Annotated in this window: 21 protein-coding genes; 8 read left to right on the top strand and 13 right to left on the bottom strand. The window is 72.2% G+C overall.

All coding sequences use genetic code 11. The annotated features are described in order from the left end of the window. Positions 1-73 precede the first annotated feature (73 nt). Positions 74-1,498 carry a hypothetical protein gene (locus AB4Z02_RS06870; RefSeq protein WP_441970124.1) on the bottom strand — a complete coding sequence of 475 codons (1,425 nt, stop codon included), beginning with the start codon at positions 1,496-1,498 and terminating at the stop codon, positions 74-76. Next, positions 1,491-1,991 carry a SigE family RNA polymerase sigma factor gene (locus AB4Z02_RS06865; protein WP_056882421.1) on the bottom strand — a complete coding sequence of 167 codons (501 nt, stop codon included), beginning with the start codon at positions 1,989-1,991 and terminating at the stop codon, positions 1,491-1,493. The genes AB4Z02_RS06870 and AB4Z02_RS06865 overlap by 8 nt, the downstream gene beginning before the upstream one ends. 174 nt (positions 1,992-2,165) lie before the next feature. Here AB4Z02_RS06865 and AB4Z02_RS06860 point away from each other — a divergent pair, with 174 nt between their 5' ends. The 5 genes from AB4Z02_RS06860 (at position 2,166) to AB4Z02_RS06840 (ending at position 7,365) form a co-directional block, all read left to right on the top strand. Continuing rightward, a complete protein-coding gene (locus tag AB4Z02_RS06860; RefSeq protein WP_156399797.1) occupies positions 2,166-3,398 on the top strand; it encodes a cell division protein PerM in 1,233 nt (410 codons plus the stop codon). A gap of 172 nt (positions 3,399-3,570) precedes the next feature. Then, positions 3,571-4,584 (top strand): TIGR03557 family F420-dependent LLM class oxidoreductase, encoded by a 1,014-nt coding sequence (locus AB4Z02_RS06855; protein ID WP_441970123.1) that lies wholly within the window; start codon positions 3,571-3,573, stop codon positions 4,582-4,584. A gap of 145 nt (positions 4,585-4,729) precedes the next feature. Beyond that, positions 4,730-5,353, top strand: coding sequence for a phosphoribosylglycinamide formyltransferase (gene purN / locus AB4Z02_RS06850; RefSeq protein ID WP_056882424.1), 624 nt, complete (start codon positions 4,730-4,732; stop codon positions 5,351-5,353). Then, entirely contained in the window at positions 5,350-6,972 is a 1,623-nt protein-coding gene (gene purH, locus AB4Z02_RS06845) for a bifunctional phosphoribosylaminoimidazolecarboxamide formyltransferase/IMP cyclohydrolase (protein ID WP_441970122.1), read from the top strand. The genes purN and purH overlap by 4 nt, the downstream gene beginning before the upstream one ends. Before the next feature lie 216 nt (positions 6,973-7,188). Next, the gene (locus tag AB4Z02_RS06840; protein WP_441970121.1) at positions 7,189-7,365 is read left to right on the top strand and encodes a hypothetical protein; all 177 of its coding nucleotides are present in this window, start codon (positions 7,189-7,191) and stop codon (positions 7,363-7,365) included. A gap of 184 nt (positions 7,366-7,549) precedes the next feature. On the opposite strand, the gene AB4Z02_RS06835 is transcribed toward AB4Z02_RS06840, so the two are convergent. The 3 genes from AB4Z02_RS06835 to AB4Z02_RS06825 form a co-directional block, all read right to left on the bottom strand. Then, positions 7,550-8,692, bottom strand: coding sequence for a ring-opening amidohydrolase (locus AB4Z02_RS06835; protein WP_441970120.1), 1,143 nt, complete (start codon positions 8,690-8,692; stop codon positions 7,550-7,552). A gap of 5 nt (positions 8,693-8,697) precedes the next feature. After that, on the bottom strand, positions 8,698-9,666 hold the full coding sequence (locus tag AB4Z02_RS06830) for a carbamate kinase (protein ID WP_056882427.1): 969 nt from the start codon (positions 9,664-9,666) through the stop codon (positions 8,698-8,700). Between the two features lie 150 nt (positions 9,667-9,816). Continuing rightward, entirely contained in the window at positions 9,817-11,103 is a 1,287-nt protein-coding gene (locus AB4Z02_RS06825) for a PucR family transcriptional regulator (RefSeq protein WP_441970119.1), read from the bottom strand. Between the two features lie 9 nt (positions 11,104-11,112). On the opposite strand from AB4Z02_RS06825, the gene AB4Z02_RS06820 reads away from it, so the two are divergent. Together AB4Z02_RS06820 and AB4Z02_RS06815 are read left to right on the top strand one after the other, a co-directional pair. Further along, positions 11,113-12,216 (top strand): ferredoxin reductase, encoded by a 1,104-nt coding sequence (locus tag AB4Z02_RS06820; RefSeq protein WP_056882429.1) that lies wholly within the window; start codon positions 11,113-11,115, stop codon positions 12,214-12,216. A 30-nt stretch (positions 12,217-12,246) separates the two neighbouring features. After that, positions 12,247-13,548, top strand: coding sequence for a fatty acid desaturase family protein (locus AB4Z02_RS06815; protein WP_156399799.1), 1,302 nt, complete (start codon positions 12,247-12,249; stop codon positions 13,546-13,548). A 165-nt stretch (positions 13,549-13,713) separates the two neighbouring features. On the opposite strand, the gene AB4Z02_RS06810 is transcribed toward AB4Z02_RS06815, so the two are convergent. From AB4Z02_RS06810 to AB4Z02_RS06780, 7 genes are all read right to left on the bottom strand, one after another. Further along, positions 13,714-14,562, bottom strand: a complete 849-nt coding sequence (locus AB4Z02_RS06810) for a class I SAM-dependent methyltransferase (protein ID WP_441970118.1) — start codon at positions 14,560-14,562, stop codon at positions 13,714-13,716. 138 nt (positions 14,563-14,700) lie between these two features. Then, positions 14,701-15,780 carry an alpha/beta fold hydrolase gene (locus AB4Z02_RS06805; protein ID WP_441970117.1) on the bottom strand — a complete coding sequence of 360 codons (1,080 nt, stop codon included), beginning with the start codon at positions 15,778-15,780 and terminating at the stop codon, positions 14,701-14,703. 45 nt (positions 15,781-15,825) lie between these two features. Beyond that, positions 15,826-16,995 (bottom strand): CaiB/BaiF CoA transferase family protein, encoded by a 1,170-nt coding sequence (locus tag AB4Z02_RS06800; protein ID WP_441970116.1) that lies wholly within the window; start codon positions 16,993-16,995, stop codon positions 15,826-15,828. A gap of 9 nt (positions 16,996-17,004) precedes the next feature. Then, positions 17,005-18,942, bottom strand: coding sequence for a hydantoinase B/oxoprolinase family protein (locus tag AB4Z02_RS06795; RefSeq protein WP_056882433.1), 1,938 nt, complete (start codon positions 18,940-18,942; stop codon positions 17,005-17,007). Beyond that, complete coding sequence (locus tag AB4Z02_RS06790; RefSeq protein WP_441970115.1) at positions 18,939-21,119, bottom strand: hydantoinase/oxoprolinase family protein; 2,181 nt, start codon at positions 21,117-21,119, stop codon at positions 18,939-18,941. Before AB4Z02_RS06790 ends, AB4Z02_RS06795 begins: the two co-directional genes overlap by 4 nt. Before the next feature lie 70 nt (positions 21,120-21,189). Further along, on the bottom strand, positions 21,190-21,855 hold the full coding sequence (locus tag AB4Z02_RS06785; RefSeq protein WP_056882435.1) for a histidine phosphatase family protein: 666 nt from the start codon (positions 21,853-21,855) through the stop codon (positions 21,190-21,192). Positions 21,856-21,867: 12 nt separating this feature from the next. Then, on the bottom strand, positions 21,868-22,797 hold the full coding sequence (locus AB4Z02_RS06780) for a sulfotransferase family protein (protein ID WP_441970114.1): 930 nt from the start codon (positions 22,795-22,797) through the stop codon (positions 21,868-21,870). Between the two features lie 216 nt (positions 22,798-23,013). On the opposite strand from AB4Z02_RS06780, the gene AB4Z02_RS06775 reads away from it, so the two are divergent. After that, positions 23,014-23,658 (top strand): LamG-like jellyroll fold domain-containing protein, encoded by a 645-nt coding sequence (locus tag AB4Z02_RS06775; RefSeq protein WP_056882437.1) that lies wholly within the window; start codon positions 23,014-23,016, stop codon positions 23,656-23,658. Positions 23,659-23,735: 77 nt separating this feature from the next. Here AB4Z02_RS06775 and AB4Z02_RS06770 read toward each other — a convergent pair whose 3' ends face one another. Next, positions 23,736-24,167, bottom strand: a complete 432-nt coding sequence (locus AB4Z02_RS06770) for a VOC family protein (RefSeq protein WP_056882438.1) — start codon at positions 24,165-24,167, stop codon at positions 23,736-23,738. Between the last annotated feature and the right edge of the window lie 102 nt (positions 24,168-24,269).

The following is a 24,269-nucleotide window of genomic DNA, read 5'->3' as shown; positions in this document are numbered from 1 at the left end:
GGTGACGGCCTTCGCGTTGTCCGCTGTGCCCTGTGCCGTGTGGCCGGCGGCTGCTGCCGGCCACACGGACGTGCTACTTCTGGCGGGCGAGGTTGAGGAGCCGGTCGAGCTCGGCGAAGCCCTGGGCCGGGTCGGACGCCTTGGTGATGACGACGGTCGACACGGCGCCGGAGGTGCGCTGGGCGGTGACGCCCACCCACTCCGAGAGCGTCGGGGTGCCGTCGGTGGAGACGGTGTCCAGCCGCCAGGTGCCGGCGGTCGGGCCGGCAGTCGACCGCACCGTGCCGTTGCCCGTCGAGCAGCCCTTGCCGAACAGCGCCTTCGCCTCAGCGAGGCGCGCGTCGACGTAGGCCTGCTGGGCGTCAGGACCGGAGGACTCGTCGAGCTGGACCCGCTGCCGTCCGATGTACCCGGTGCTGCTGGTGCCGACCCGCACCGAGACGACCCCGACCCGGCCGCCGACACCGGCCTGCTGCTGGTCGGTCTCGCACGAGGCGACCGCGGTCGAGCCCTCCATCGCCCCTGGTCCGGCGGTCGTCGCGGCCCCACCGGTGAGTGCGGACGACTTCCACTGCGAGGCTGCGACGAACAGCTTCCACGACGGGACGGGCGACGGCCCGACGACCGTCATCTGCTGGTCGACCGCCTTGGGACCCGTGAACGTCGGGCTGCTCGTGGTGGAGGCGGTGCCCTTGGTGCCGGTGCCGTACCGCGCGAGGCGCTTCTGCGCGGTGGAGACGAGCTCCTGCACCTGGGTCAGCGTGAAGCCCGACTTCGGGCGGTCGTTCTGGTTGACCTGGAGGACGACGACGTCGTGCTTGCCGGCCACCACCGCCCACCAGCCCGACCCGGCGTCGCCGGCGGTGTAGGAGTAGACGCGCTGACCCGTGCCGGACGACGCCGGCGTGACCTTGTAGCCGGGGGCGAGGCGGCAACCGGCGATGTCCGAGGCGACGCCGTCCGCGGCGGTGGTCGCGTCCTGGCCGGCACCGATCCGGAACCGCACCTGGCCGCCCTGCATCTCCGGAGCCCGGGTGACCTCCTCCTGCTGCACCTTGGTGCCGGGCTCGGACTGCAGGCACTCCACGGGCCCGAAGCCCTTCACCGGGGTGAGCAGGACCGACCCGGTGAGCCCGAGCGACGAGGCCCACTCGCCGACCAGGGGGAGTGCCCCGGGTTGGTCGAGGGTGTCGGCCGGTGTCGTGGTCGTGGTCGACGGGGGCGTGGTCGTCGCGGTCCGCGCACTCGAGGCGGGCGTCAGGGGCGTCCTCGTCGAGGACGGGCCCCACGCGGCATACCCGACGGTGCCGGCGACGACCACGGCGGCGGCCGCTGCCGCGGTCAGCCCGAGAAACCGGTGGCGCCGACGCGCCCGCCCCCTCGCCCTGACGAAGCGGACGTCCGGCAGCGGCACGGCCTCGACGTCGCGGCGAAGCGTCGCCATGGCACGACGCAGCTGGGCGTCGTCGCCCGCTGTCCAGTCCTCGTGCTCAGCCATGACTGCTCTCCTCGTGACGCAGGGCCTGCGCGAGCTGCGCGCGGCCCCGGTGCAGGCGCGCCTTGACGGTGCCTGCGGGGGTGTTGGTCTCGTGGGCGATCTGCTCGATGCTCAGGTCGCCGATGTAGTGCATGGTCACGGCCTCGCGGACCGGGGCGGGCAGCGTGCGCAGCGCCGCGACGACGGCCACCCGGTCCTCCGTCGGCGGGCCGGTGGTGTCGTGCGTCCCGTGCCGCTCGTAGGCCCGGTCCTGGCTCGTCTTCTTGCGCCACCCGGAGATGGCGATCCGCCGGGCGACAGTGCGGACCCAGGCGAGCGGGTCCTCGTGGGTCCGGACCGTCGACCACTGCTGCCAGGCGCGCGCATACGCCTCCTGCGTGCTGTCCTGGGCGACGGTGAGGTCGCCTGTGAAGGCGTAGACGAGGTGCACCACCCGGCGGGCGGTGTCACGGTAGAACGCGTCGAACTCCGCCTCCGCGGACTGCGCGCCCATCGCCACCTCCCGCCTGTGCAGCGCCGCGGTGCCGACGCCTGGTTCCCTCACGGCCATCACACCGCAGCAGACGCGCTCGTGCCCGCTCCGGTTGCGGCGCGTTCGGACATTTCTCGCCCCTGCCCGGCGTTGCTGCGTCGGCGCGGCGTGGTCGTCGGCGACGATGGGCCGGACATGACTGTGATGGAGCTGCTGCGCAAGGGAACGTCGACCACGGGCGGGCCCGACCCCCGGGGGCTCCACCGCACCCTCCTCGCCGGCGCGGGCGCCGCGAGCGCGTCGGCGCTCGCCTTCGTGCTCCCGGCCCTGCTCGTCTGGGTGGCCGCGTCGCAGAGCACCGTCGAGTGGACGACCGCCCTGGGCGTCGGTGCCGGCCTCTGGCTCCTCGGGGGCGGCGCGCACCTCACCCTCGGCGGGACGCCCGTGACCGTCGTCCCGCTCCTCTTCCTCGCGCTCGCCGTCGTCGGCGGCGCGTGGGCCGCGCGTCGAGCCGTGCGGGAGACCACTGAGGACCGCACGGTCACCCTGGCCGGCGACGTCCTCCACCGCCCCCTCGCGCTCGCGACCGGTGCCTGGACGGTCGGGTATGCCGTCGCGGCGGCACTGTGGGCGGTCGTCGCCTTCGCGGCCGGCCCCGAGCCGGTCCTGTGGACGCTCGTGCTGCCGGTCGTCGTGGTCCCGGTCGCCGCTGCGGCTCTGGCGCTGAGGCGCTGCGTGCGCGCACGACCCGAGCTGGCCGGCCCGCGCCTGAGCCGACCCCCGTGGCTGCCGGACGTGGTCCGCAGGGCCCTGCGCCCCGGCGTCGAGGGCGCGGTCGGGTTGGTGGGCGCAGGCCTCGTCGCGTGCACCGTCTTGCTGGTGCTGCACTGGGGGCGCGTCACCCACCTGCAGGGCGAGCTCGCGCCGGGCCTCGTCGGCGGAGCCGTGCTGTCGCTGGCCCAGCTGCTGGTGCTGCCCAACCTCGGTCTCTGGGCCGTGTCGTTCATGGCCGGCACCGGGTTCTCCGCCGTGGAGGGAGCCTCGGCGACCTGGACCGGCTCGCGGACCTCGCTCATGCCCATGGTCCCCGTGCTCGGTGCGCTGCCCGAGCCGGGCGCGTTCGCGGGCATCGTCCCGGCCGTGGTCCTCGTCCCGGTCGCGGTGGGCGCCTTCGTGGGGTGGCGGTCGCTGCGCTCGGTCGCACGCCTGTCGCGCACCCGTACCAAGCTCCTGGTCACCGGGACCGCGGTCGCCCTGGCCGCAGGCCTGCTCGGCCTGCTCGACGTCCTCGCCGGGTCGTCGCTCGGGGCCGCCCGCCTCTCGTCGATCGGGGCACCCGCCGGTGCGATGACGCTGGCCCTCCTCGTGGAGCTCGCCATCGGCGCCGGTCTCGTGCTGCTGTGGGACCGCTGGAAGCTCCGGCGCTGACCCGGCTGTCGGGCGCGAATGATGCGGTGCCGGATTCCGGCGCGAGCCGCTGAGCCGGCTACCGGCAACCTGCTGACCCGCTCCCGGCCTGCTCCTGACCTGCGGGTTCGTGTTCGCCCAGAGCGGACACCCTCGAGTGGAGGACCTCCGGCCACCGTGTGACGGTGGGTCCATGACGCGATTCGGGTACACCCTCATGACCGAGCAGTCAGGACCGCGAGAGCTCTTGGGCTATGCCGTCGACGCCGAGCGCAGCGGGTTCGACTTCGCGGTGAGCAGCGACCACTACTCGCCGTGGCTGACCGAGCAGGGGCACGCGCCGTACGCGTGGACCGTCCTCGGGGCGGTCGCCCAGGCGACGTCGACGCTGGACCTCATGACCTACGTGACGTGTCCGACCATCCGCTACGAGCCGGCGGTCGTCGCGCAGAAGGCGGCCACCCTGTCGCTGCTGAGCGAGGGGCGGTTCACCCTCGGCCTCGGGAGCGGCGAGAACCTCAACGAGCACGTCGTGGGCGAGGGCTGGCCGATGGTCGGCGTGCGGCAGGACATGCTCGAGGAGGCCATCCACATCATCCGCGAGCTGCACACCGGCGAGCTGGTGACGTGGCAGGGGGAGTACTTCCGGGTCGACTCGGCCCGCGTCTGGGACTGCCCCGACGGTGGCGTGCCGATCGGCGTCGCGGTCTCGGGGGAGAAGTCCTTCGAGCGGTTCGGGCCGCTGGCCGACCACGTGATCGCGGTGCAGCCCGACGGCGAGCTGGTCAAGGGTTTCCTCGACTCGCGGCGGAAGGCGCAGGGCGACGGCCGGGCCGAGAGCACCCTGGCCGCAGGGGAGGCCCGCGCCATCGGGCAGATCCCGATCAGCTGGGACGCGGACGCCGACCGCGCCAAGGAGAGAGCGCACGAGCAGTTCCGCTGGTTCGGTGGTGGCTGGGCGGTCAACGCCGACCTGCCCACGCCGGCCGGTTTCGCGGCTGCCTCGCAGTTCGTCACCCCCGACGACGTGGCTGAGTCGATCCCCTGCGGGCCGGACCTCGACGCGATCGTCGAAGCCGTCTCGGCGTACTGGGAGGCCGGCTTCACCGACATCGCCCTGGTGCAGGTGGGGGACGAGGGACAGCAGAGGTTCCTCGACGAGGCAGCCCAGCCACTGCTCGACAAGCTCCGCGCCGCCGCCCCCTGACGGCCTGGCAAAGCGGGTGTCGTTCGACAAGACCCCGAGAAATACGTCCCGGGTTGCCGAACGACGCCCGCTTTGCAGGGGGAAGGGGTGGCCCGCGTGACCTCCGGGCGTGGACGCGGGTGCCGTGCCACTCCCCACGGTCGGTATGGTCGTGGCCGTGACCGCGCCTGAGCCCACGGGGATCGTCGTCCTCGTCTCCGGCTCCGGGACCAACCTCCAGGCCCTCATCGACGCCACCGCAGACCCTGCGTACGGCGTGCGGATCCTCGCCGTCGGCGCCGACCGGGCCGGCATCTCGGGCCTGCACCGTGCGGCGGCCGCCGGCATCCCGACGTTCGTCTGTCGAGTGGAGGACCACCCCACCCGAGCCGACTGGGACGCCGTGCTCGCCGAGCGGATCGCCGACCACCAGCCGGCGTTCGTCGTGTCGGCGGGCTTCATGAAGATCCTCGGCCCACGGGTCCTGGGCGAGCACGTCGTGCTCAACACCCACCCGGCGCTGCTGCCCGCGTTCCCCGGCGCCCACGCCGTACGCGATGCGCTCGCGGCCGGCGCCACGGTCACGGGGTGCACCGTCCACGTCGTCGACGCGGGGGTCGACACCGGACCCGTGCTCGCCCAGACCACCGTCGAGGTGCGGCCTGACGACACCGAGGACGCGCTGCACGAGCGCATCAAAGCCGTCGAGCACCCGTTGCTCGTCAACATCGTGGGCCGCGCGGCCCGCGAGGGAATCACCGTCACCGATGGGAAGGCCAGCATTCCGTGACCCAGCAGTCCAGCCCCCAGCCCGCTGACGACGCAGGACGGCGCCCCGTGCGCCGGGCGCTCGTCTCCGTCTACGACAAGATCGGGCTGGAGGAGCTGGCACGGGGGCTGCACGAGGCGGGCGTCGCCATCGTGTCGACCGGGGGGTCGGCGAAGCTCATCGAGGGCCTCGGAATCCCGGTGACCGAGGTCGCGGACCTCACCGGCTTCCCCGAGTGCCTCGAGGGCCGGGTGAAGACGCTGCACCCGCGCGTCCACGCCGGCATCCTCGCCGACACCCGCAAGGACGACCACGTGCGCCAGCTCGAGGAGCTCGGGGTCGAGCCGTTCGAGCTGGTCGTGGTCAATCTCTACCCGTTCCGGGAGACCGTGGCCTCAGGCGCGGCGCCCGACGAGGTCATCGAGCAGATCGACATCGGCGGACCGTCGATGGTGCGCGCCGCGGCCAAGAACCACCCCAGCGTCGCCGTCGTCACCGACCCCGCTGCGTACGGTGCCGTGCTGGCTGCCGTCTCGGCCGGCGGGTTCACCCTCGCCGAGCGAAAGCTGTTGGCAGCACAGGCGTTCGTGCACACCGCCGACTACGACAACGCCGTCGCCAACTGGATGGGCAACGTCTACACCGACACCTCCGACGGCACCGGGTTCCCGGCCTGGACCGGTGCCACCTTCACCCGCGCGGCGGTCCTGCGCTACGGCGAGAACCCGCACCAGAAGGCGGCTCTCTACCGCCACTGGCGTGGCGGCGTCGCCTCGGCCGAGCAGCTGCACGGCAAGGAGATGTCCTACAACAACTACGTCGACACCGACGCCGCCGTGCGTGCCGCCCACGACCACGGCGACCAGCCGACCGTCGCGGTCGTCAAGCACGCCAACCCCTGCGGCATCGCGGTCGGGTCGAGCATCGAGGAGGCGTATGCAGCCGCGCACGCCACCGACCCCGTGTCCGCCTTCGGCGGCATCATCGCGGCGAACCGCACCGTGAACCGTGCGATGGCCGACCAGGTCAAGGACGTCTTCACCGAGGTCATCATCGCCCCGGACTTCGACGCCGATGCCCTGGAGGTGCTGCAGGCGAAGAAGAACATCCGGATCCTGCGCCTGCCCGCAGACGCCACCCGGACCGCCGACGCCATCGAGATGCGGCCCATCAGCGGTGGGGTGCTCCTGCAGACCGTCGACAAGGTCGACGCGGTCGTCGAGGGCGACAAGCCCGGCGGCGACGACCCGTCGCGCTGGACCTTGGTGTCCGGCGAGGCGGCCGACGAGGCGACACTGGCCGACCTCGCGTTCGCGTGGCGCTCGGTGCGGGCCGTGAAGTCCAACGCGATCCTGCTCGCCAAGGACGGTGCCGCCGTCGGCATCGGCATGGGCCAGGTCAACCGCGTCGACTCCTGCCACCTCGCGGTGTCGCGGGCCGGTGCCGACCGTGCGCGTGGTGCGGTGGCGTCGTCGGACGCGTTCTTCCCGTTCGCCGACGGCCTGCACGTGCTGCTCGACGCCGGCGTGCGCGCGGTCGTCGCGCCCGGCGGGTCGATGCGCGACGCCGAGGCCATCGAGGCGGCCAAGGCAGCCGGCGTCACGATGTACTTCACCGGCACCCGCCACTTCGCCCACTGACGGGAACGGCCCCGGGCCCCACTCGCCACCCCTTCAAGCCGCTCCTTCACCCCGCTCCGTGCGGCCCTCCTTCCGACATTGGGGGCCGAAAGGTGCTGAATACCGCACCTTTCGGCCCCCAATCTCGGGTCGGTGGCAGGGCTGGCGCACGTGCTCAGCCGCGTGGGACCGTTGCACCAGGCCGACACGTGCGTGCGGCCATGAGGGGGTGGCGCGGTGTTCTGGATCGTGATCGGGGTTGTCCTGGTAGTCATGCTCGGTTTCGCCTGGTTCTATGACCGCAAGTCTGGTGGCGACCCCAGCTCCCCGCCGTCGCAGACTCGAGCCCAGGCCGAGTCCGACCAGGCCTGGACCGCCTACCAGAGCGGTGGCGGGAACAACCCGGGCCTCTGACGCGTCACCCCAGCACACCCTCACTGTGATCACTCAGCGCCGCCGCGACCACTGCCTCAGCGCAACACGCCGTCACTGTGATCAGTTGGTGCTGCGGTGACAGCCGACCCAACGCAACACGCCGTCACTGTGATCACGCAGCGCCGTCGGGGAGGGACGGGTCGGGGCGGCTGCCCCGCGAGGGTCAGCTCGGCTGGGGACCGCGGTAGCCGGTGGGGTCGCCGGAGCCGAGGTCGACGATGGCGGCGACGGGGCCTCCACCGTCAGGGCCCTGGTGGGCAGCCGACACCGACACGAAGACGGCGGGGTCGCCGGTCACCGAGGCGGTGACACCGCCGACGGCCGACTTGATCTGGCGGTGCCAGTGCACGTCGGAGTCGTCGAGCATGGCGTTGCGGCGCCCGCGGACCTGGCCGTCCTGGCTGGCCTCGCACTTGAGGAACACGTTGACCAGTCGGCCCTGCAGGTCGGACGAGTGCGGACGGTCGGGCAGGTCGAGGCCGGCGTCCTTGATGGCGGCCCACACGCCGTCGGCGTCGAGCGCGTCACGCATGACGGAGTGGCCGATGCGGTAGCGACCGCCGATGCCCCGGGCGTTGCCGACGACGACGACCTGCGCCCGGTCGAGCTCCACACCGGACGAGCACGACGCCACCGACGAGAACAGCGACCGGTCGCGCAGCACGTCCTCGTCGCGGGGCATCTCGATCTCCCCGAGGGCGACCGCGATGCCCAGGGCGGTCCCGCCGTTGGAGACGTCCATCGACGCGAGGGTGTCCTCGGTGAACACATCGTGGCCGCGGCTCTTCGCGTCGCGGATGGTGTCGATGGTGAGCAGCGGCGTCTTGGTCTGCACGTAGTGGACGTCGCCGGGGTCGGTGATGCCGGCGCGCTCCATGGCCACCTTCACGGCGGCGGCCACCTTGGTGACCATGGCGGTGCGGCCGATGTCCTCGGGCAGCAGCACGTCGCTCATCGCGAACCCGACGGTCAGCCGCGGCTCGTCGGACGGCTCGGCCTGGTCGGCAGGCACCGTCGCGAAGATCGTCGCGTGCGGGCTGATGATGCCGTCGGTGCCACCGGACCACACGATCGGGACCTGCTTGACCTGCTCGGGGTCCGCGCCCTTGGCGACGAGCACCTCGCGGAACGCCCGGTCGGCGATGATCCGCGTGTAGTCGTTGACACCGCCGTTGCCCTCGGTCTTGCCGATGACGGCGATGACCCGGCCGGCCTCGATGACGCCGTTGTCGATGAGCTTGGCCAGCTCGCTGGCGTCGGTGACGCTGTGCAGCGGCACCTTGCGGACCTCGATGGGCTCGGGCACGTGACTCACCTGTCTGTCGGAGTGGATGTCGTTGCAGTTGTTGGGGACTCGATGATGGTGCCGACCTCGCCAGCAACGGCGTCGGCGATCCGGTCGAGGGCGGTGATCACGCTCCGGCGGCCTCCGGCGCGGACGAACCGGAGCGCTGCCTCGACCTTGGGGCCCATGGAGCCGGATGCGAACTCGCCGTCCGCGGCATACCCCTCCATCTCCTCGAGGGAGACGCGGCCGAGGGGGCGCGCCCGCTCGGTGCCGAAGCCGACCTCGGCGTGCTCCACGTCGGTGGCGGTCACGAGGATGTCGGCGTGCAGCGCGCGGGCGAGCACGGCGGCGGTGAGGTCCTTGTCGATGACGGCCTCGACGCCGTGGACCGTGCCGTCGGCCCCGCGCGCGACGGGTATGCCGCCGCCACCGGCCGCGATGACGACGTAGCCCGCGCGGAGCAGGGTGCGGACGGCGTCGGTGTCGAGCACCTCGAGGGGTTCGGGGGAGGCGACCACGCGGCGCCAGCCGTGCGCGCCCCGGTCCTGCCAGGTCTCGCCGTGGTCGATGAGGCGCTGAGCCTGCTCGCGGGGCAGGAACCTGCCCACGGGCTTGGTCGGGTGGGTGAACCCGGGGTCGGAGGCATCGACGAGCGTGCGGGTGACCAGTGCGGCGGCCCGGCGGTCGAGGCCGCGCTCGGCGAAGGCGGCCTCCAGCGCGTCGACCGCAGTGAAGCCGATGGTCCCCTGGGTCTGGGCGCCGCACCAGTCCAGCGGCACCGGTGGCACGACGTGCGCGGCGAGCTCGTTCTTGACGAGCAGGTTGCCCACCTGGGGGCCGTTGCCGTGGGTGACGACCACCTCGTGCCCCGCCTCGACGACGTCGGCCACGCACTGCATCGCCCGCCAGATCGCCTCGCGCTGCGCCTGCGGGGTGGCGCTGCCGTCCGGGCCGGTCATGGCGTTGCCCCCGAGGGCGACGAGGACCAGCATGGCCACCTCCCCACGGTTCGCCGGACGACTGTGCGGCGAGCCTAGGGACGGCTCGCAGCGCCTGACCTCGGCAGGACCTGCCCAACGCGCGAGGGTGCGTTGGCAGATGTGCGCGCCCGACCGCCGGGTCGAGCGTGGCCCGGAGGGCGGTCAGCCGAGCGCGACAACCAGGTCGCGCACGGTGTCCGGGTCGTCCAACGAGTCCCCGAAGAGCTCGCGCAGCTGCCCGACGCGGTAGCGCACCGTCTGCGGGTGGACGAACAGCGCCTCGGCGACGGCCTCGCGCGTGCCTCGGTGGAGCAGCCACAGCCGCAGCGTCTCCTCGAGCTTCTCGCGGGCCACGGGCGTGAGGTCGTCCAGCGGGGCGAGCGACGTGCGCCGCAGGTCGGCGAGCGCCTCGGGGTCGGCGCCCCGCACGAGGTCGGCCAGGTGCGCCTCGGTGTCGTAGGCAGCGGGTGCGGGTCCGCCGCGGGCGTGCAGCAGGCGGTGGGCCCGCAGTGCCCGGCGGTAGGACCCCACGGTGAGCAGCCACGGGCGGGACGGACCGACGACGACGGCCCGGGCGCCGATCGAGCGCACGAGCCTGGCACGGGCGCCGGGGGAGAGGTCGGGCACGAGGAACGCGGCCACGTCCTCGTCCGGGGCAGTGTCGGGCAGGTCCTCGGCGAGGACCAGCGACCTCGTGTCGACCAGGCCGCGCACCACGTGCAGGTCGGCGTCGCGCGTGAGCACCACGGTGAGGGTGGTGGGGCGCTCCCACCTCGCGCGGTCGGCCCTCCGCAGCAGCAGCTCCTCGGACGCCCCGCGCAGGAGGTCGAGCGCGAGGCGGTCGCGGTGCTGGCGCTGGAGCCGCTCGGACGTCGCCAGCTCGTCGGCGTGGCCGGCGACGCTGGCTGCCGAGAGCTCGTCGATGTAGGCGAAGACGAGCTCGGCGAACTGCGCGAGCAGCCCGGCGCCCATCCCGGCGTCCACCGCGACGGCCGAGAGCTCACGCCAGGACACGCGGGCGCCCACGCGGTAGGCCGACAGGAGGGCGTCCACGCTGCGGCCGCTGCGGGCCTCGCCACGTCCCAGCTCGTAGGAGCCCTGCTGGGCGGGGCGCAGCGGGGTGCTCGCGTCGCCGGACCGGGCGGCGAGGGTGAGGAAGCTGCCGAGGGCCATCTGGACCGCGGCCTCGATGTTGTCGACCATGAAGCTGCGCGCGGCCGCGTAGACCGGCACCTCGACGATGATCGCGGCGACGGCATGCTCCGCCACCCGGGGGAGCGCGGACCGCAGGGCACGCTGCACATCGGGTGAGAGGGTCAGAGCGGCGGCCCGGTCGGCGGTGACGGTGGCCGGTTCAGCAGCCAAGTCGGCCTTTTTTGTCATCTGCGAACAACTCTCTTCGGAGAACTCACCCTTGCCGGTCAGGATTTTAGACCCCTGGATCGGCATGATGGAAGCATGACCGCAGTTCTCCCCAGCCGCGTGACCCGCGGCACCCCCCGGCGGTCCCTGCGTGACGTCGTGGCCCGCGCGGCCGCAGCCGTCACCACGCCGGTCCTCCCCGCCGACTACCTCGACCTCATCGCCCCGCTGCGCAGCGGGGCCGACCTTCGCGGAAAGGTCGTCTCGGTCACCCCCGAGACCCGCCACGCCGCGACGGTCCGCATCAAGCCCGGCCGCGGCTGGCGCGGGCACGTCCCCGGCCAGTACATCCGCATCGGCGTGGACGTCGACGGCGTCCGCAACTGGCGCGCCTACTCCGTGACGTCCCTTGCGGGCGAGCCCGACGGCACCGTGTCGATCACCGTCAAGGCGATCGACGGCGGCAAGGTGAGCAACCACGTCGTGCGCGAGCTCACCCCTGGCACGCTCATCCACCTCGACCAGGCGACCGGCGAGTTCACCCTCCCGGAGCAGCGGCCCCGCAAGGCGCTGTTCCTCACCGCCGGCAGCGGCATCACGCCGGTCATGGGGATGCTGCGCAACCACCTGGCCGAGCTGCCCGACGCGGTGCTCGTGCACTCCGCACCGACTCGCGACGACGTCATCTTCGGCGCCGAGCTGCGTGACTGGGCCGAGGCCGAGTCGCTGAAGCTCGTGGAGCGGCACACCGAGACCGACGGGCTGCTGTCCGCCGCCGACCTCGACACCCTCGTGCCGGACTGGCGCGAGCGGGAGACCTGGTGCTGCGGGCCCACGGGCATGCTCGACGCGATGGAGGACCACTGGGCCCAGGCCGGCCTGGCCGACCGGCTCCACACCGAGCGCTTCCGCCCGGTCGTCGTCGCCGAGGGCGAGGGCGGCACCGTCACCTTCCGCAAGAACGGCACCGTCGTCGAGGCCGACGGCGCGACCCCGATCCTCGACGCCGGCGAGGAAGCCGGCGTCCTCATGCCCTCGGGCTGCCGCATGGGCATCTGCTTCGGCTGCGTGCTGCCGCTGCGCGAGGGCGCAGTCCGCGACCTGCGCAACGGCGAGCTCACCGTCGCCACCCCGGACGACGACGTCCGCATCCAGACCTGCGTGTCGGCAGCCGCCGGCGCCTGCGAGATCGACCTCTAGACCCCGGTCCTCGACCAGATGGGAGCAGACATGTCTGCCGCAACCACCGAAGGATTCGACCTCACGATCGACGGCGCCGCCGCCGGTACGCCCCGCGCGCCGCAGCGCACCAAGAGCGTCAACAGCCGCCTGTCCGTCGTGACGACCGAGCGTCGCCACAGCCCCAAGCCCTCCGGCAAGCCGGACCCTGCCGCGCACCTCACCGCCGAGGACATCGAGGCCCTCGGCCTCGAGCTCGACGCGCTGCGCCAGGAGGTCCTCGACTCGCGCGGCACCCGCGACGCGGAGTACATCCGCAAGGTCCTGAAGTGGCAGCGCGGGCTGGAGATGAGCAGCCGAGCGGTGCTGCTGTTCTCGCTCTTCCCGCCGGCGTGGTTCGTCGGCACCGCCGGCCTGTCTGTGGCGAAGATCCTCGAGAACATGGAGCTCGGGCACAACATCATGCACGGGCAGTGGGACTGGATGCGCGACCCGCGGATCCACAGCCAGGAGTGGGAGTGGGACAACGCGTCCCCGTCGGAGTTCTGGAAGCACTCCCACAACCAGCTGCACCACACGTTCACCAACGTCATCGGCCGCGACAACGACCTCGGCTACGGCATCATGCGCGTCGACGAGGACCAGCGGTGGACCCCGGCCTACCTCGGCCAGCCGGTCTACAACTTCCTCAACATGCTGTTCTTCGAGTACGGCATCGCCGCCTACGACCTCGAGCTCGGGGCCTACGTCAAGGGCCGCGGCAAGCCCAAGGAGGTGTTCCGCAAGGACGCCAACAAGGTCCTCAAGAAGATCGGCCGCCAGGTCCGCCGCGACTACCTGATCCACCCGCTGCTGTCGGGGCCGTCGTTCTTCCACACCCTCGGTGCGAACTTCGTCGCCAACACGGTGCGCAACGTGTGGACCCACTCGGTCATCATGTGCGGCCACTTCCCCGAGGGCGTCGAGACCTTCGCCAAGACCTCCATCGAGGGCGAGACCCGCGGCGAGTGGTACCTGCGCCAGATGGTGGGCTCGGCCAACATCAGCGGCAGCCCGGCGATGCACCTCATGACCGGCAACCTGTCGCACCAGATCGAGCACCACCTCTTCCCCGACCTCCCCAGCAACCGCTACAAGGAGATCGCGCCGCGCATCCAGGAGATCTGCGAGCGCTACGGCCTGAGCTACACCACGGGCCCGCTCCCGAAGCAGGTCGCCTCTGCGTGGAAGCAGGTCGTGACCCTCTCGCTGCCCAACCCGCAGCCGGGCCGGACCCGGGTGTCGATCGCGGCCGAGGCCGTGGGCAAGCGCGTTCGCCGCAAGCTGCGCCGCCCCGCACCGCGCACCGCCTGACCTAGGGGCACCCAGGGCGCGCACCGTCCAGGTGGGGCGACCCACCTCCCGTGAGGGGGAGGTGGGCCGCCTCGCCCGTATGGTGCGCGCCCTCGTGCGTCCCCCGCGCCGGTCCTGCGGGTTGGTCAGGGCTGACCGGTGGCCGGCGCCCGCCCCCCGGTCGCCTCAGGCGCGGCGGGCCGTGACGAGCAGGTACTCCCAGTCGAGCACCGTGTGCCCGTCACCCCGGTCGAAGCGCTCGGCGAGCGCGACGAGGTCGCGGTCGAGGGCCGCCACCTTCTCGGGGTCGTCGGCGATGGCCCGGTAGACCGCGATGGTCGGCCCGTAGGTCCGCTTGAAGAAGTCGCGGAACTCCTCGGGTGTCGGGAACACGTCGACCACGAGGTCCTGCTGCACCGCGGTCAGCTCCGCGACCTGGTCGCCGAAGAGGTCGCGGACGTGGTCGACGTGGCCCCAGAGCGGCGGCGGCTGCGCCCCGGGCGGCGGCGGTGGGGCGTACGGCTTCATGATGGCGAACAGCTGGCCGATGAACCCCTCCGGCGTCCAGCTGAGCAGCCCGATCGTGCCGCCGGGCCGGGTCACGCGCACGAGCTCGTCGGCGACCAGCTGGTGGTGCGGCGCGAACATGACGCCGACGCAGGAGAGCACCGCGTCGAACTCGCCGTCCGCGAACGGCTGCGCCTCGGCGTCGGCGGTCTGCCAGGTGATGTCGAGGCCGGCAGCCTCGGCGTCGGCCCTTCCGTCGGCGAGCAGCTCGGGCGTGAGGTCGCTGGCGACGACGGTCGCACCGGTGCGAGCCGCGGGCAGGGCGACGTTGCCCGTCCCGGCGGCGACGTCGTGGACCCGCTGGCCCGGCCCGATACCGGCCGCCTGCACCAGGATTGGGCCCAGCGGGGCGATGACCTCCCGGGCGACCGCGTGGTAGTCACCCAGCGCCCACATGGCGGCGTGCTTCGCCTTGAGGGCGTGGTCCTCGGCGGTGTCGGTGACAGGTGTCGTGCTGGTCGTGCTCATCGTCGTCTCCCCGTGCTCGATGGTGTGGCGTGTCCCCTGCAGGAGCGACGGTAGGAGTGGGGAGCCTCGTCGCACATCGGCGCGTGCACGCAGCCGTGGGCTGTCCGGCGCGCGGGTCGTGACGGGGTACGCGTAGGGCTAGGCGCGCGTCAGCAGTCGTGCCACCGCCGCGGTGCGGGCCGACTTCCCGTGCAGGTCGAGCTTCGCGTAGGCGTTGCTCAGGTGCCGCTCCACGGTGCGGGTGCTCAGGTGCAGCGCCGCGGCGATCTCGTCGTTGTCCAGGCCCCGGGCTGCGTGGCGCAGGATCTCGAGCTCGCGGGGCGACAGCACGTCGAGGGTGACTTGGTCGGTGGTCGGGGATGCGCGGCCCTCCCGCAGGAACGCCCGCATCTCGGCGCGGAAGACGTCCCAGGCGGGTTCGGTCTCGAGCACGATGTGGTTGTCGCTCTCGAGGGCGACGAGCCGGGCGCCGTCGATGCCCGACGCGAGGCGCCGCGCCTCCTCGAAGTCGTTCATGCGGTCACCGCGGGAGTGCAGCACCAGCGTCGGCACGTCGAGCTCGCCGAGCAGGGCCGAGGCGTCGGCGGCGAGGCGCTGGCGGCGCGACGCCCGAGCCGTGTCGGCGTCGGTGGCCACGCGCTGGAGCTCGTCGAGCCACACGTGCTGCTCCTCGGTGGCGTCGGGGATCATCAGCGAGGTGAACACTCGCCGGAACGCCGAGTCGGGCCGGGCCCACCCGACCTTGATGAGCTGGTCGAGGGTGTCGTTCATCTCCGCCTCGACCGGGTCCTTGTCCGGCTGGCCGGAATAGCTGCCGTAGAAGACCAGCCGGGAGACACGCTCGGGGTGACGGTGGGTGTAGGTGATGGCGACCGGGCCGCCCTGCGCCATGGCCAGCAGCGCGAACGAGTCGAGGCCCGCGTCCTCGATGACCGCCTCGAGGTCGCCCAGGCGCGCCTCGAGCGAGTGGTCGGTGACCCCGCGGTCGGACAGGCCGTGGCCGCGCTCGTCGAACCGGATGACGGTGTGCTCGCGCCCCCACTCGTCGAGGTAGTGCCGCCAGACCGGCGACTGCCAGTCGTACTGCAGGTGGCTCAGCCAGCAGGAGTCGGCGACCAGCGGCGGCCCTGACCCGTGCACGGCATACGCGATGCGCACGCCGTCCGGGGCGCGGCAGAACCTGATCTCCTGCCGCGGCACGGGTGGCTGGGTCGCCATGACATCGATGGTACGACCGGGGTAGCCCCTGCCGGTCAGTCGTTGTCAGTCGAGGGTGTCGAGCCACTTCCGGATGGATTCGTCGTGCTGCCCCAGCGCCGGGGGCGCCTCGTGCACCTCGCGACCACCGGCGAAGGTGTTGGCGTCGAAGCGGATCGGGGGCCCGGGCACCTCGATCGTGCCGAGCACCGGGTGGTCGACCTCGATGACCAGGCCCTGCGACCGCGTCTGGTCCCAGTCGTAGACGCGGTCGAGCGTCCGCACCTCCCCGGCGGGGACGCCCAGCTCGTCGAGGCGTGCGAGCAGCTCGACGCGCCCGTAGGGGGCGAACGCCCGGTCGAGGAGCCGGGTCACCTCCTCGCGGTGCGCCACCCGCTCGCGGTTGGTCGCGAGGCCCGGCGCCTTCGGGTCGATGCCGAACGCCGTCGCGAGCCGGGCCCACAACGCCTCGCTGCCGCAGGCGATCTGGACCATGCCGTCGCCACAGGTGAACAACCCGTAGGGGCAGATGGAGGGGTGGTGGTTGCCCTGGCCGTGGCCGACCTCGTGCGCAACCGTGTACCGCGTGCCCTGGAAAGCATGGACGCCCACGATGGCGGCGAGCAGGGAGGTGCGCACGACGCGCCCGACCCCCGTCGTGGCGCGCTCGTGCAGGGCGGCGACGACGCCGTACGCGCCGTACATGCCGGCGAGCAGGTCGCCGATGGGGACGCCGACGCGCATGGGTGTCTGGGCGTCCGGGCCGGTGAGTGACATGAGGCCGCCCTCGCCCTGGGCGATCTGGTCGTACCCGGCGCGGCCGCCCTGCGGACCGTCGTGGCCGAACCCGCTGATCGACAGCACGACGAGCCGGGGGTTGAGCTCGTGCAGGCGCTCGACGGTGAAGCCGAGCCGGTCGAGGACGCCGGGACGGAAGTTCTCGATGAGGACGTCGCCATGGCGCACCAGCCGGGTCAGGACCTCGCGGCCGTCGTCGGACTTGAGGTCGAGGGTGATCGACTCCTTGTTGCGGTTGCAGGACAGGAAGTAGGTGGAGACCGGGTCGTCCTCGGGTCCGACGAACGGCGGCCCCCAGCCACGGGACTCGTCGCCCGTGCCCGGCGTCTCGACCTTGATGACGCGGGCACCCATGTCCCCCAACATCATTCCCGCGTGCGGTCCCGCCAGGGCGCGGGACAGGTCGATGACGGTGATGTCGCCCAACGGTCCGGGCACGGGTCCTCCTCAGAGCCAGTCGACGTCGGCGCTCGGGCGCCCGTCGGCGAGGCGAGCGTAGCCCGGGCCGCGGTCGAAGAACGGCTCCCGGTCGGGCCGGGCGGCGCGCAGCTCGGCCCGAAGCCGGTCCGAGGCCTCGACGTCGATCGCGGGTTCGTCCCTGGTGCCCGAGGCCACCACGCCGTAGTCCCGTCGGGCCCCCTCGAACGACACCTTGCCCCAGCGCAGGTCGCGCTCGACGTCGTCGTAGGGGCGCGTCAGCGGGTCGCCCCAGCCACCACCGCCGGTCGTGCGGATGCGGATCACCTGCCCGGCCCTGACCGGCTCGGCGTCGGCCAGGGCGTCGACCTCGCGCTCGTCCGTGCCGCCCGGGTCGATGGTGACGGCGAACGGCATACCGGCCCTGCCGCCCCTGACCCCCCAGCAGGCGAGGATCGAGCGGTCGGCGATGGACATGAAGTGGGCGTCCTTGAGCATCCGGATCTGCTTCTCGTAGCCGAGGCCCCCGCGGAACCGGCCAGGCCCGCCGGAGTCGACGGCGAGCCCGAGCCGCTCGACGACGAACGGGAACCGGCTCTCGGTGAACTCGGTCGGCAGGTTCCGAGAGTCGGGCACGACGTGGATGGTGTCCTCCCCGTCGGCGTAGTAGCGCCCGCCCGACCCGCCGCCGAGCACCTCGCGCATGAGGTAGTCGGCGCCGTCGCGGTCCTTGCCGTAGACCCCGGTGTAGCGGATGGTCTCCTGGTCGGCGGGCATCCGGCCGTCGACCGCCTTGGCGACGACTCCGGCCAGCACGCCGAGAAGTCGCAGGATGACGAACGTCCGGGCGTTGGTGGGCGCGGGGAAGATCGGCGTGAGCAGCGTGCCCTTGTCGGGGAAGCGCATCTCGATCAGCGGCACGACACCCTCGTTGACGTCGAGCTCGGCCATCCGCTCGGGCGACTCGGCGAGGTTGCGTAGGATCGGCGCGAGCCACTTCTTGAGGAAGTTGCCGCCGACGTAGTCACCGCAGTGGTTGATCGGGCCCTTCGCCTGGGGCGCCGTGCCGGTGAAGTCGATGATGAGCCGGGGCCCGGCCGGACGGCCGTTCTCGGGGTCGGCGGGGGCGTCGCTCACCTTGGTCAGCGTGATCCGCTGGGTGTGCAGCCTGGGGTCGTCGACACCGTCGTGCTCGGCGTAGTCCTCCCAGACGTAGGTGCCGTCGGGGATCTGCGACAGGATCTCGCGGCGGTAGGTCTCGGTCGTCCGGTCGAGGATCGTGTCGAACGCCGCCTCGACGTCGGCGCGGCCGTAGCGGGCGAACAGCTCACCGAGACGCCGCGCCCCCATGAGGCAGGCCGAGCACTCGGCGTCGAGGTCGGCGGCGAGCGAGTCGGGCATGCGCGAGTTGCGGGTCATGATCCGCAGGGCCGCCTTGTTGGGAACTCCCCTGTCCCACAGCTTGATCGGCGGGACGGCGAGCCCCTCCTCGTGGACGCTGGTCGCGTTGCTGGGCATCGAGCCCGGCACCGCGCCGCCGATGTCGTCGTGGTGCCCGAACGCCTGGACGAACGCCACGACCTCGCCGTCGTGGAACACCGGAACGGTGACGCACAGGTCGGGCAGGTGCCCGATGCCGCCCTCGGACTCGTAGACGTCGTTGTGGAAGAAGACGTCGCCCTCGGCCATCTCGGCCAGCGGGAAGTCGCGCACGATCGGGTGCACCAGCGCGGAGTACGAGCGCCCGGTGAGCTTGCGCAGCTGCCGGTCGTGGATGCCGGCGCGGAAGTCGTGGGCGTCGCGGATCATGGGTGAGCGACTGGTGCGCGCGATCGAGGTCTCGACCTCCATCTCGACACTGGCGAGGGTGCCCTGCACGATCTCGACGAGGATCGGGTCGACGTCGGCGCCCTCGGGGGTGAGCCGCTTCCCGTGTTCGTATGCCGTGGGCAGGCCGGCGGGGTTCATCGGTCGCCCCCGGCGGTGGTGGGGTGGAGGGCTTCGCGGGTGATGACGAGGTTGCCGAGCGTGTCCACGCGCACGGCGAACCCGGGGTGCACCGGGACGGTCGAGCCGAACTCCTCCACGACCGCCGGCCCGCTGAAGGTGTCACCGGCCCGCAGGTCCGGTCGCCAGTGGATGGGCGTGTCGACGAAGCCGTCGTCGGCGTCGAAGCAGACTGCTCGTCGACCGGCCACAGTCTTTGAGCGATCTGCCCGGTCCTGACCGGGCGGATCGCTCAAAGACCCGGGGGAGCCGGGGTCGCGGCCGGGGAGCTCGCGCAGCTCGGGACGGGTGATCGGGCCGACGCCGGTGACCCTCAGGTTCACCCACTCGACCTGCTGGGAGGCGTCGCCACGGAAGTCGTAGCCGTAGAGCGCGCGGTGCTCCGCGTGGAACGCGTCGGCGACCGAGGCTGCGTACGCGGCGTCCACCGGGCCGTCCGGAGCGGGCACCCGGACCTCGAACGCCTGGCCGAAGTAGCGCAGGTCGGCCGTGCGCACGTAGCGGTGGGCGCTCCGCGGGAAGCCCTCTGCGTCAAGGGCTCTCGCGGCCCTGTCCGTGAGCTCGTCGAAGACCTTCTGGACGGCCCCGTGGTCGAGCGCGTCGTGCCGGGCGACGGCGGTCTGCACGTAGTCGTTCCTGACGTCGACGGTGAGCAGGCCGAACGCCGAGAGGTTGCCCGGGTTCTGGGGCACGACGACCCCGGCGAGGTCGAGGACGTCGACGAGGCGGCAGGCGAGCAGGGAGCCGGAGCCGCCGAAGGTCGTCAGCATGAAGTCGCGCACGTCGAGGCCCCGCTTGACGCTCACCTGGCGCAGCGCGTTCGCCTGGTTCCACGCGGAGATCTCCAGGATGCCGGTGGCGCAGCGCACGGGGTCGAGGCCGAGCCGGTCGGCGAGCTCGTCGACGCCCCGGCGCGCGGCATCGACGTCGAGCGGGATCTCACCCCCGAGCAGGTGCGGGGGGATGCGCCCGAGGACGACGTGGGCGTCGGTGATCGTGGGCTCGGTGCCGCCCTTGCCGTAGCAGAGCGGGCCGGGGTCGGCGCCGGCCGACCGGGGCCCCACCTTGAGGGTGCCCTCGGGGGTGACCCAGGCGACCGAACCGCCGCCCGCGCCCACCGTCACGACGTCGATCATGGGGATCTTGCTCGGGTAGGCGCCGACCGTCCCCTCCGTCGTGAGGGTGGGCTCGCCGTCGAGGACGACGCTGACGTCCGTCGAGGTGCCGCCGCCGTCGCACGTGAGCACCTTCGGGTACCCCGCGCGGTGGGCGACCAGCCCGGCCCCGAGGGCGCCGGCGGCCGGCCCCGAGAGCACCGTGGTGACCGGCTGCTTGACGACCTCGTCGGCGGAGAGCACGCCGCCGTTGGACTTCATGATCGAGAACGCCACCCCCGGCGCCAGCGCGTCGAGGCGGTCGTGGATGTTGGCGACGTAGCGGGCGACCTTGGGCTTCACCGCCGCGTCGACGAGGGTGGTCATCGAGCGCTCGTACTCTCGGTACTCACGCAGCACCTCGCTGGAGAGCGAGACCACGGCATCGGGGTGTTCCCTGCGGAGCACCTCGCGGACCGCTCGTTCGTGGCTGTCGTCGGCGTAGGAGTGCAGCAGGCACACCCCGACCGACCGTGTGCCGCGGTCGCGGAACCACCGTGCGGCAGCCACGGCCGACTCCTCGTCGAAGGGCCGGATCTCGTTGCCCTCGAAGTCGACCCGTCCCCCGACGGTGCGGACGAGGTCGACCGGCACGATGCGTGGTGGCTTCACCCAGAAGTAGGAGTTGCCGTAGCCGTCGGGGACGGCTTGCCGCGCGATCTCGAGGATGAACTCGTAGCCCTCCGTGGTGATGAAGCCCACCGACTCCACCTTGCCCTCGAGGAGCTGGTTGGTGGCCACGGTCGTGCCGTGGCAGACCGCGGTGATGTCGTTCCCCGTGGCGCCCATGAGGTCGAGGACCTTGTGGACACCGTCGATGAACCCGTCCGCGGGGTCGGCAGGGGTCGACGGCGTCTTGGTCGTGACGAGCTCGCCGGAGTCCTCGTCGAGGGCCACCACGTCGGTGAACGTGCCACCGGTGTCGATGCCGATCCGGATCCGACGCCGCGGCTGGGTGGCCCGGGGCTGCGGCTGACTCGTCACGCGGACGATTCAACCGACCCCAGGCCGCCGTTTCGTTGGCACAACCTGCCAACGGGTGGCGCGGTGGTGGTCAGTCGACGTCGTCCCCGGCCGGGAGCTCCTTGAGCCAGATGGTGCCGTCCTCGGCGCCCATCGACGTGTAGGAGCCGCGCCCCACGGGGATGCGCCACTGCTCACCCTCGGTGCCCTCGATGGCCGCCACGGCCAGGCGGATCATCACCGCGTGCGTCACGACGGCGACCTTCTCGCCGGGGTGCCGCGAACCGATGAGCGCCAGGGCCTCCAGCATGCGCTTCTGGGCGTCGCGCAGGCGCTCACCGTTGGGGCACACCGCCGTCGACGGGGAGGTCTTGTAGCGGTGGAACGCCTCAGGGTCGTACATCTGGGCCTCCTGGGAGGTCAGGCCCTCCCAGGCGCCGTAGTCGACGTTGATGAGCCCGTGCATGATGCGGATGTCGGGGATCCGGGCCTCGTCGGCGATGATCTGCGCCGTCGAGATGGTGCGCCGGAGACCGCCGGCGTAGACCGCGGACAGACCGATCGGCGACAGCTGGCGAGCAGCGTCCACCGCGTCCTGGTAGCCCTGCGCGTCGAGCGGGACGTCGCAGCGTCCGCGGTAGCGGTTCTCGACGTTCATCGTCGTCGTGCCGTGCCGGACGACGTAGAGGGAGCAGGCCTGCGCCGAGGGCTCCCGCGCATCGGTGCCCGAGCGGGAGATGGTGGTGTTCTGGGTCATGGTGGGCCCTCCTCAGTGGACCGTGCTGTGCAGGAGCGGGTAGCCGTACGTGGTCAGGGGGCGGGCGATGATGCTCTCGAGCAGGGCGGCCTGCTCGTCGCCGAGGTCGCGCTTCCAGGCCACGCCCCGGCTGGCCTGGAAGGTGTGGAGGCGGAAGCCGGCCTCGAACTCCGGCGTCCAGTCGAGGCCGAGGAAGTCCATGACCTGCTCGAGCGTCTCGCGCGGGCTCTCCATCAGGTCCTCCAGCCGGACGTCGAGCCACTGGTCGGCGGGCACGAGCCGGCGGGCCTGGTCGAGGGCGTCCATGAGCAGGCGCCACCCGATCCCGGCCAGGGCGACGAAGGAGCGACCTGACGACTCCCACTCGGCCTGGTCGCCGGGGGACAGCGGTCCCAGGTACCAGCTGTCCGGGCCGCGGTAGCCGTCCCACCACCCCATCTGCAGCCAGGAGCTGCACACCGCCCGGCCGTCCCGGATGACGTGCACGAAGCGCGCGTCGGGGTAGGCGCTGCGCAGCAGCCCGGAGCGGGGCCAGCCGGTGAGGTGGTGCACGAAGTGCGGCTTGCCCTGCGCCTCCATCCGGCTTTCGAAGAAGTCCGTGATGCGCCCCGTGAGCCACGGGGTGGCGTCCAGGGCGGTGAGGTCGCGACAGGGCTGCGGGAAGATGTTGGAGATCTGCCGCTCCAGCACCGTCCACCCCTCGGAGGGCGCGACGCGCAGGCGTCCACGCTCGAGCGGGCGCCGCCGGTCACGGAAGGGCCGCAGCGACGGGTCACGCTCCGCGGAGCGGGCGAACAGGGCACTGTTCCACTGGCCCTTGAGGTTGAGACGGGCGAACTTGTCGTCGACGTTCGACACGAAGCCGACATCCGGGTGGCGGGCCACCAGCTCCGTGACCAGCGTGGAGCCACACCGGCCACTTCCCAGCACGAACGACAGCATCTGCACCCCCTCTGGTGACGGCACCGGATCGACGCGGGACGGTCGAAGGACCGCCGCGACGGCAACGCTTCCACTCCGGGGTGACCGCAGGACCCGGCGAACGCACGAGCCCGGATCTCCCGCGCCGGTTGGATGCCGTCTACGACATTTGTCGATGGGCGGCCGGGCGGCGGAGCGGTTCACTCACCAGGACATTCACGACACCAGGGGGAACCCATGCTCGTACCCAGCCTGCTCACCGCTGCCATGGTCGCGGCCTCGGCGCTCACGTCCTCGCCCGCCCTGGTGGCCGGGTGGGAGATGAACGACCCCGCCGGCTCCACGACGGTGGCCGACTCCGGGCCCTCCCACCTGACGGGCATCCTCAAGGGTGGCGTCAAGACCACCGGCAGCACCCTGGCGTTCTCGGGCAACGGCGTCGTGACGGCCACCGGGAGCAGCAAGCTGGCGCTGGGCTCCCAGCCGTTCACGATGGAGACGCGCCTGCGGTTCTCCAAGGTGCCGAACGCGACGGTTGGCGACTACGACATCCTCCGCGGCACCCCGGGAGGTGGCTGGCGCCTCGAGATCGTGGCCCGCAAGAAGCGGACGATCGCGGTCGCGGCGTGCGGGTACGCGGGGTCGAAGGCGAAGCTGCTGCTCACCGGTGGTCCACACCTGGCGGACGGGGCGTGGCACGTCGTGCGGTGCGTGAAGACCGACACCTCGGTGAGCGTCGTCGTCGACGGCGTGGAGGTGGCCAAGCGCGCCATCGTGATCGGCAGCGTCACGACCAAGGACCCGCTGGCGATCGGTGCCAAGCCGACCGGCGCCGACCCGTACACGGGCGAGCTCGACTACGTCCGCGTGTACGCCGGCTGACGCAGCGGTGAGGCGGCCGCGGCCAGACGGCGGCGGCCCGACGGCGCGGCCCGACGGCCGCGTCCAGGCGGCTGCCGTCAGGATGCGCCGAAGCGGCCCCGGTGCTCTAGCGGGATGAGGGGCTTGTCGCCGCGCACCTTGAGCTGCTGCACCGCCCAGGTGTTGCCGTCGGGGTCGGCGAACCCGAAGAACGTCCCCCCGTCGCGCTCGTCGAACACGGTGACCTCGCTGCACTCGACGCCCCGCCCGACGAGCTCGTCGCGGGCAGCTGCGGCGTCTGCGACGACGAGCTGGAGGCCGCGCATCGAGCCCGGGGCCATCTCCTGCTGGGCGGGGAGGGTGCCGACGACGATGGAGCAGCCTGAGCCCCGCGGGGTGAGCTGGGCGACGTCCATCTGGTCGTTCGTCGTGCGGTGGTCGAGCTCGAACCCGACCTTGTCGCGGTAGAACTCCACCGCGGACTCGAGGTCGCTCACGGGCAGGATGACGACTTCCAAGGTCCAGTCCATGGTCTGGAGTCTTCCGGTATGGTGCGTGGCGCGCCAGAGGCCGGCGAATCCGGTCCGGCTGCAACTGGATTCGCACTGTCTACCCCTTCCGATCCGGTTCGA

This window comes from Pedococcus sp. 2YAF34 (assembly GCF_052114585.1).
Classification (GTDB): Bacteria; Actinomycetota; Actinomycetes; order Actinomycetales; family Dermatophilaceae; genus Pedococcus.
The sequence above is the reverse complement of the archived record's forward strand: the minus strand, read 5'-3'. Positions and strand labels throughout refer to the sequence as shown.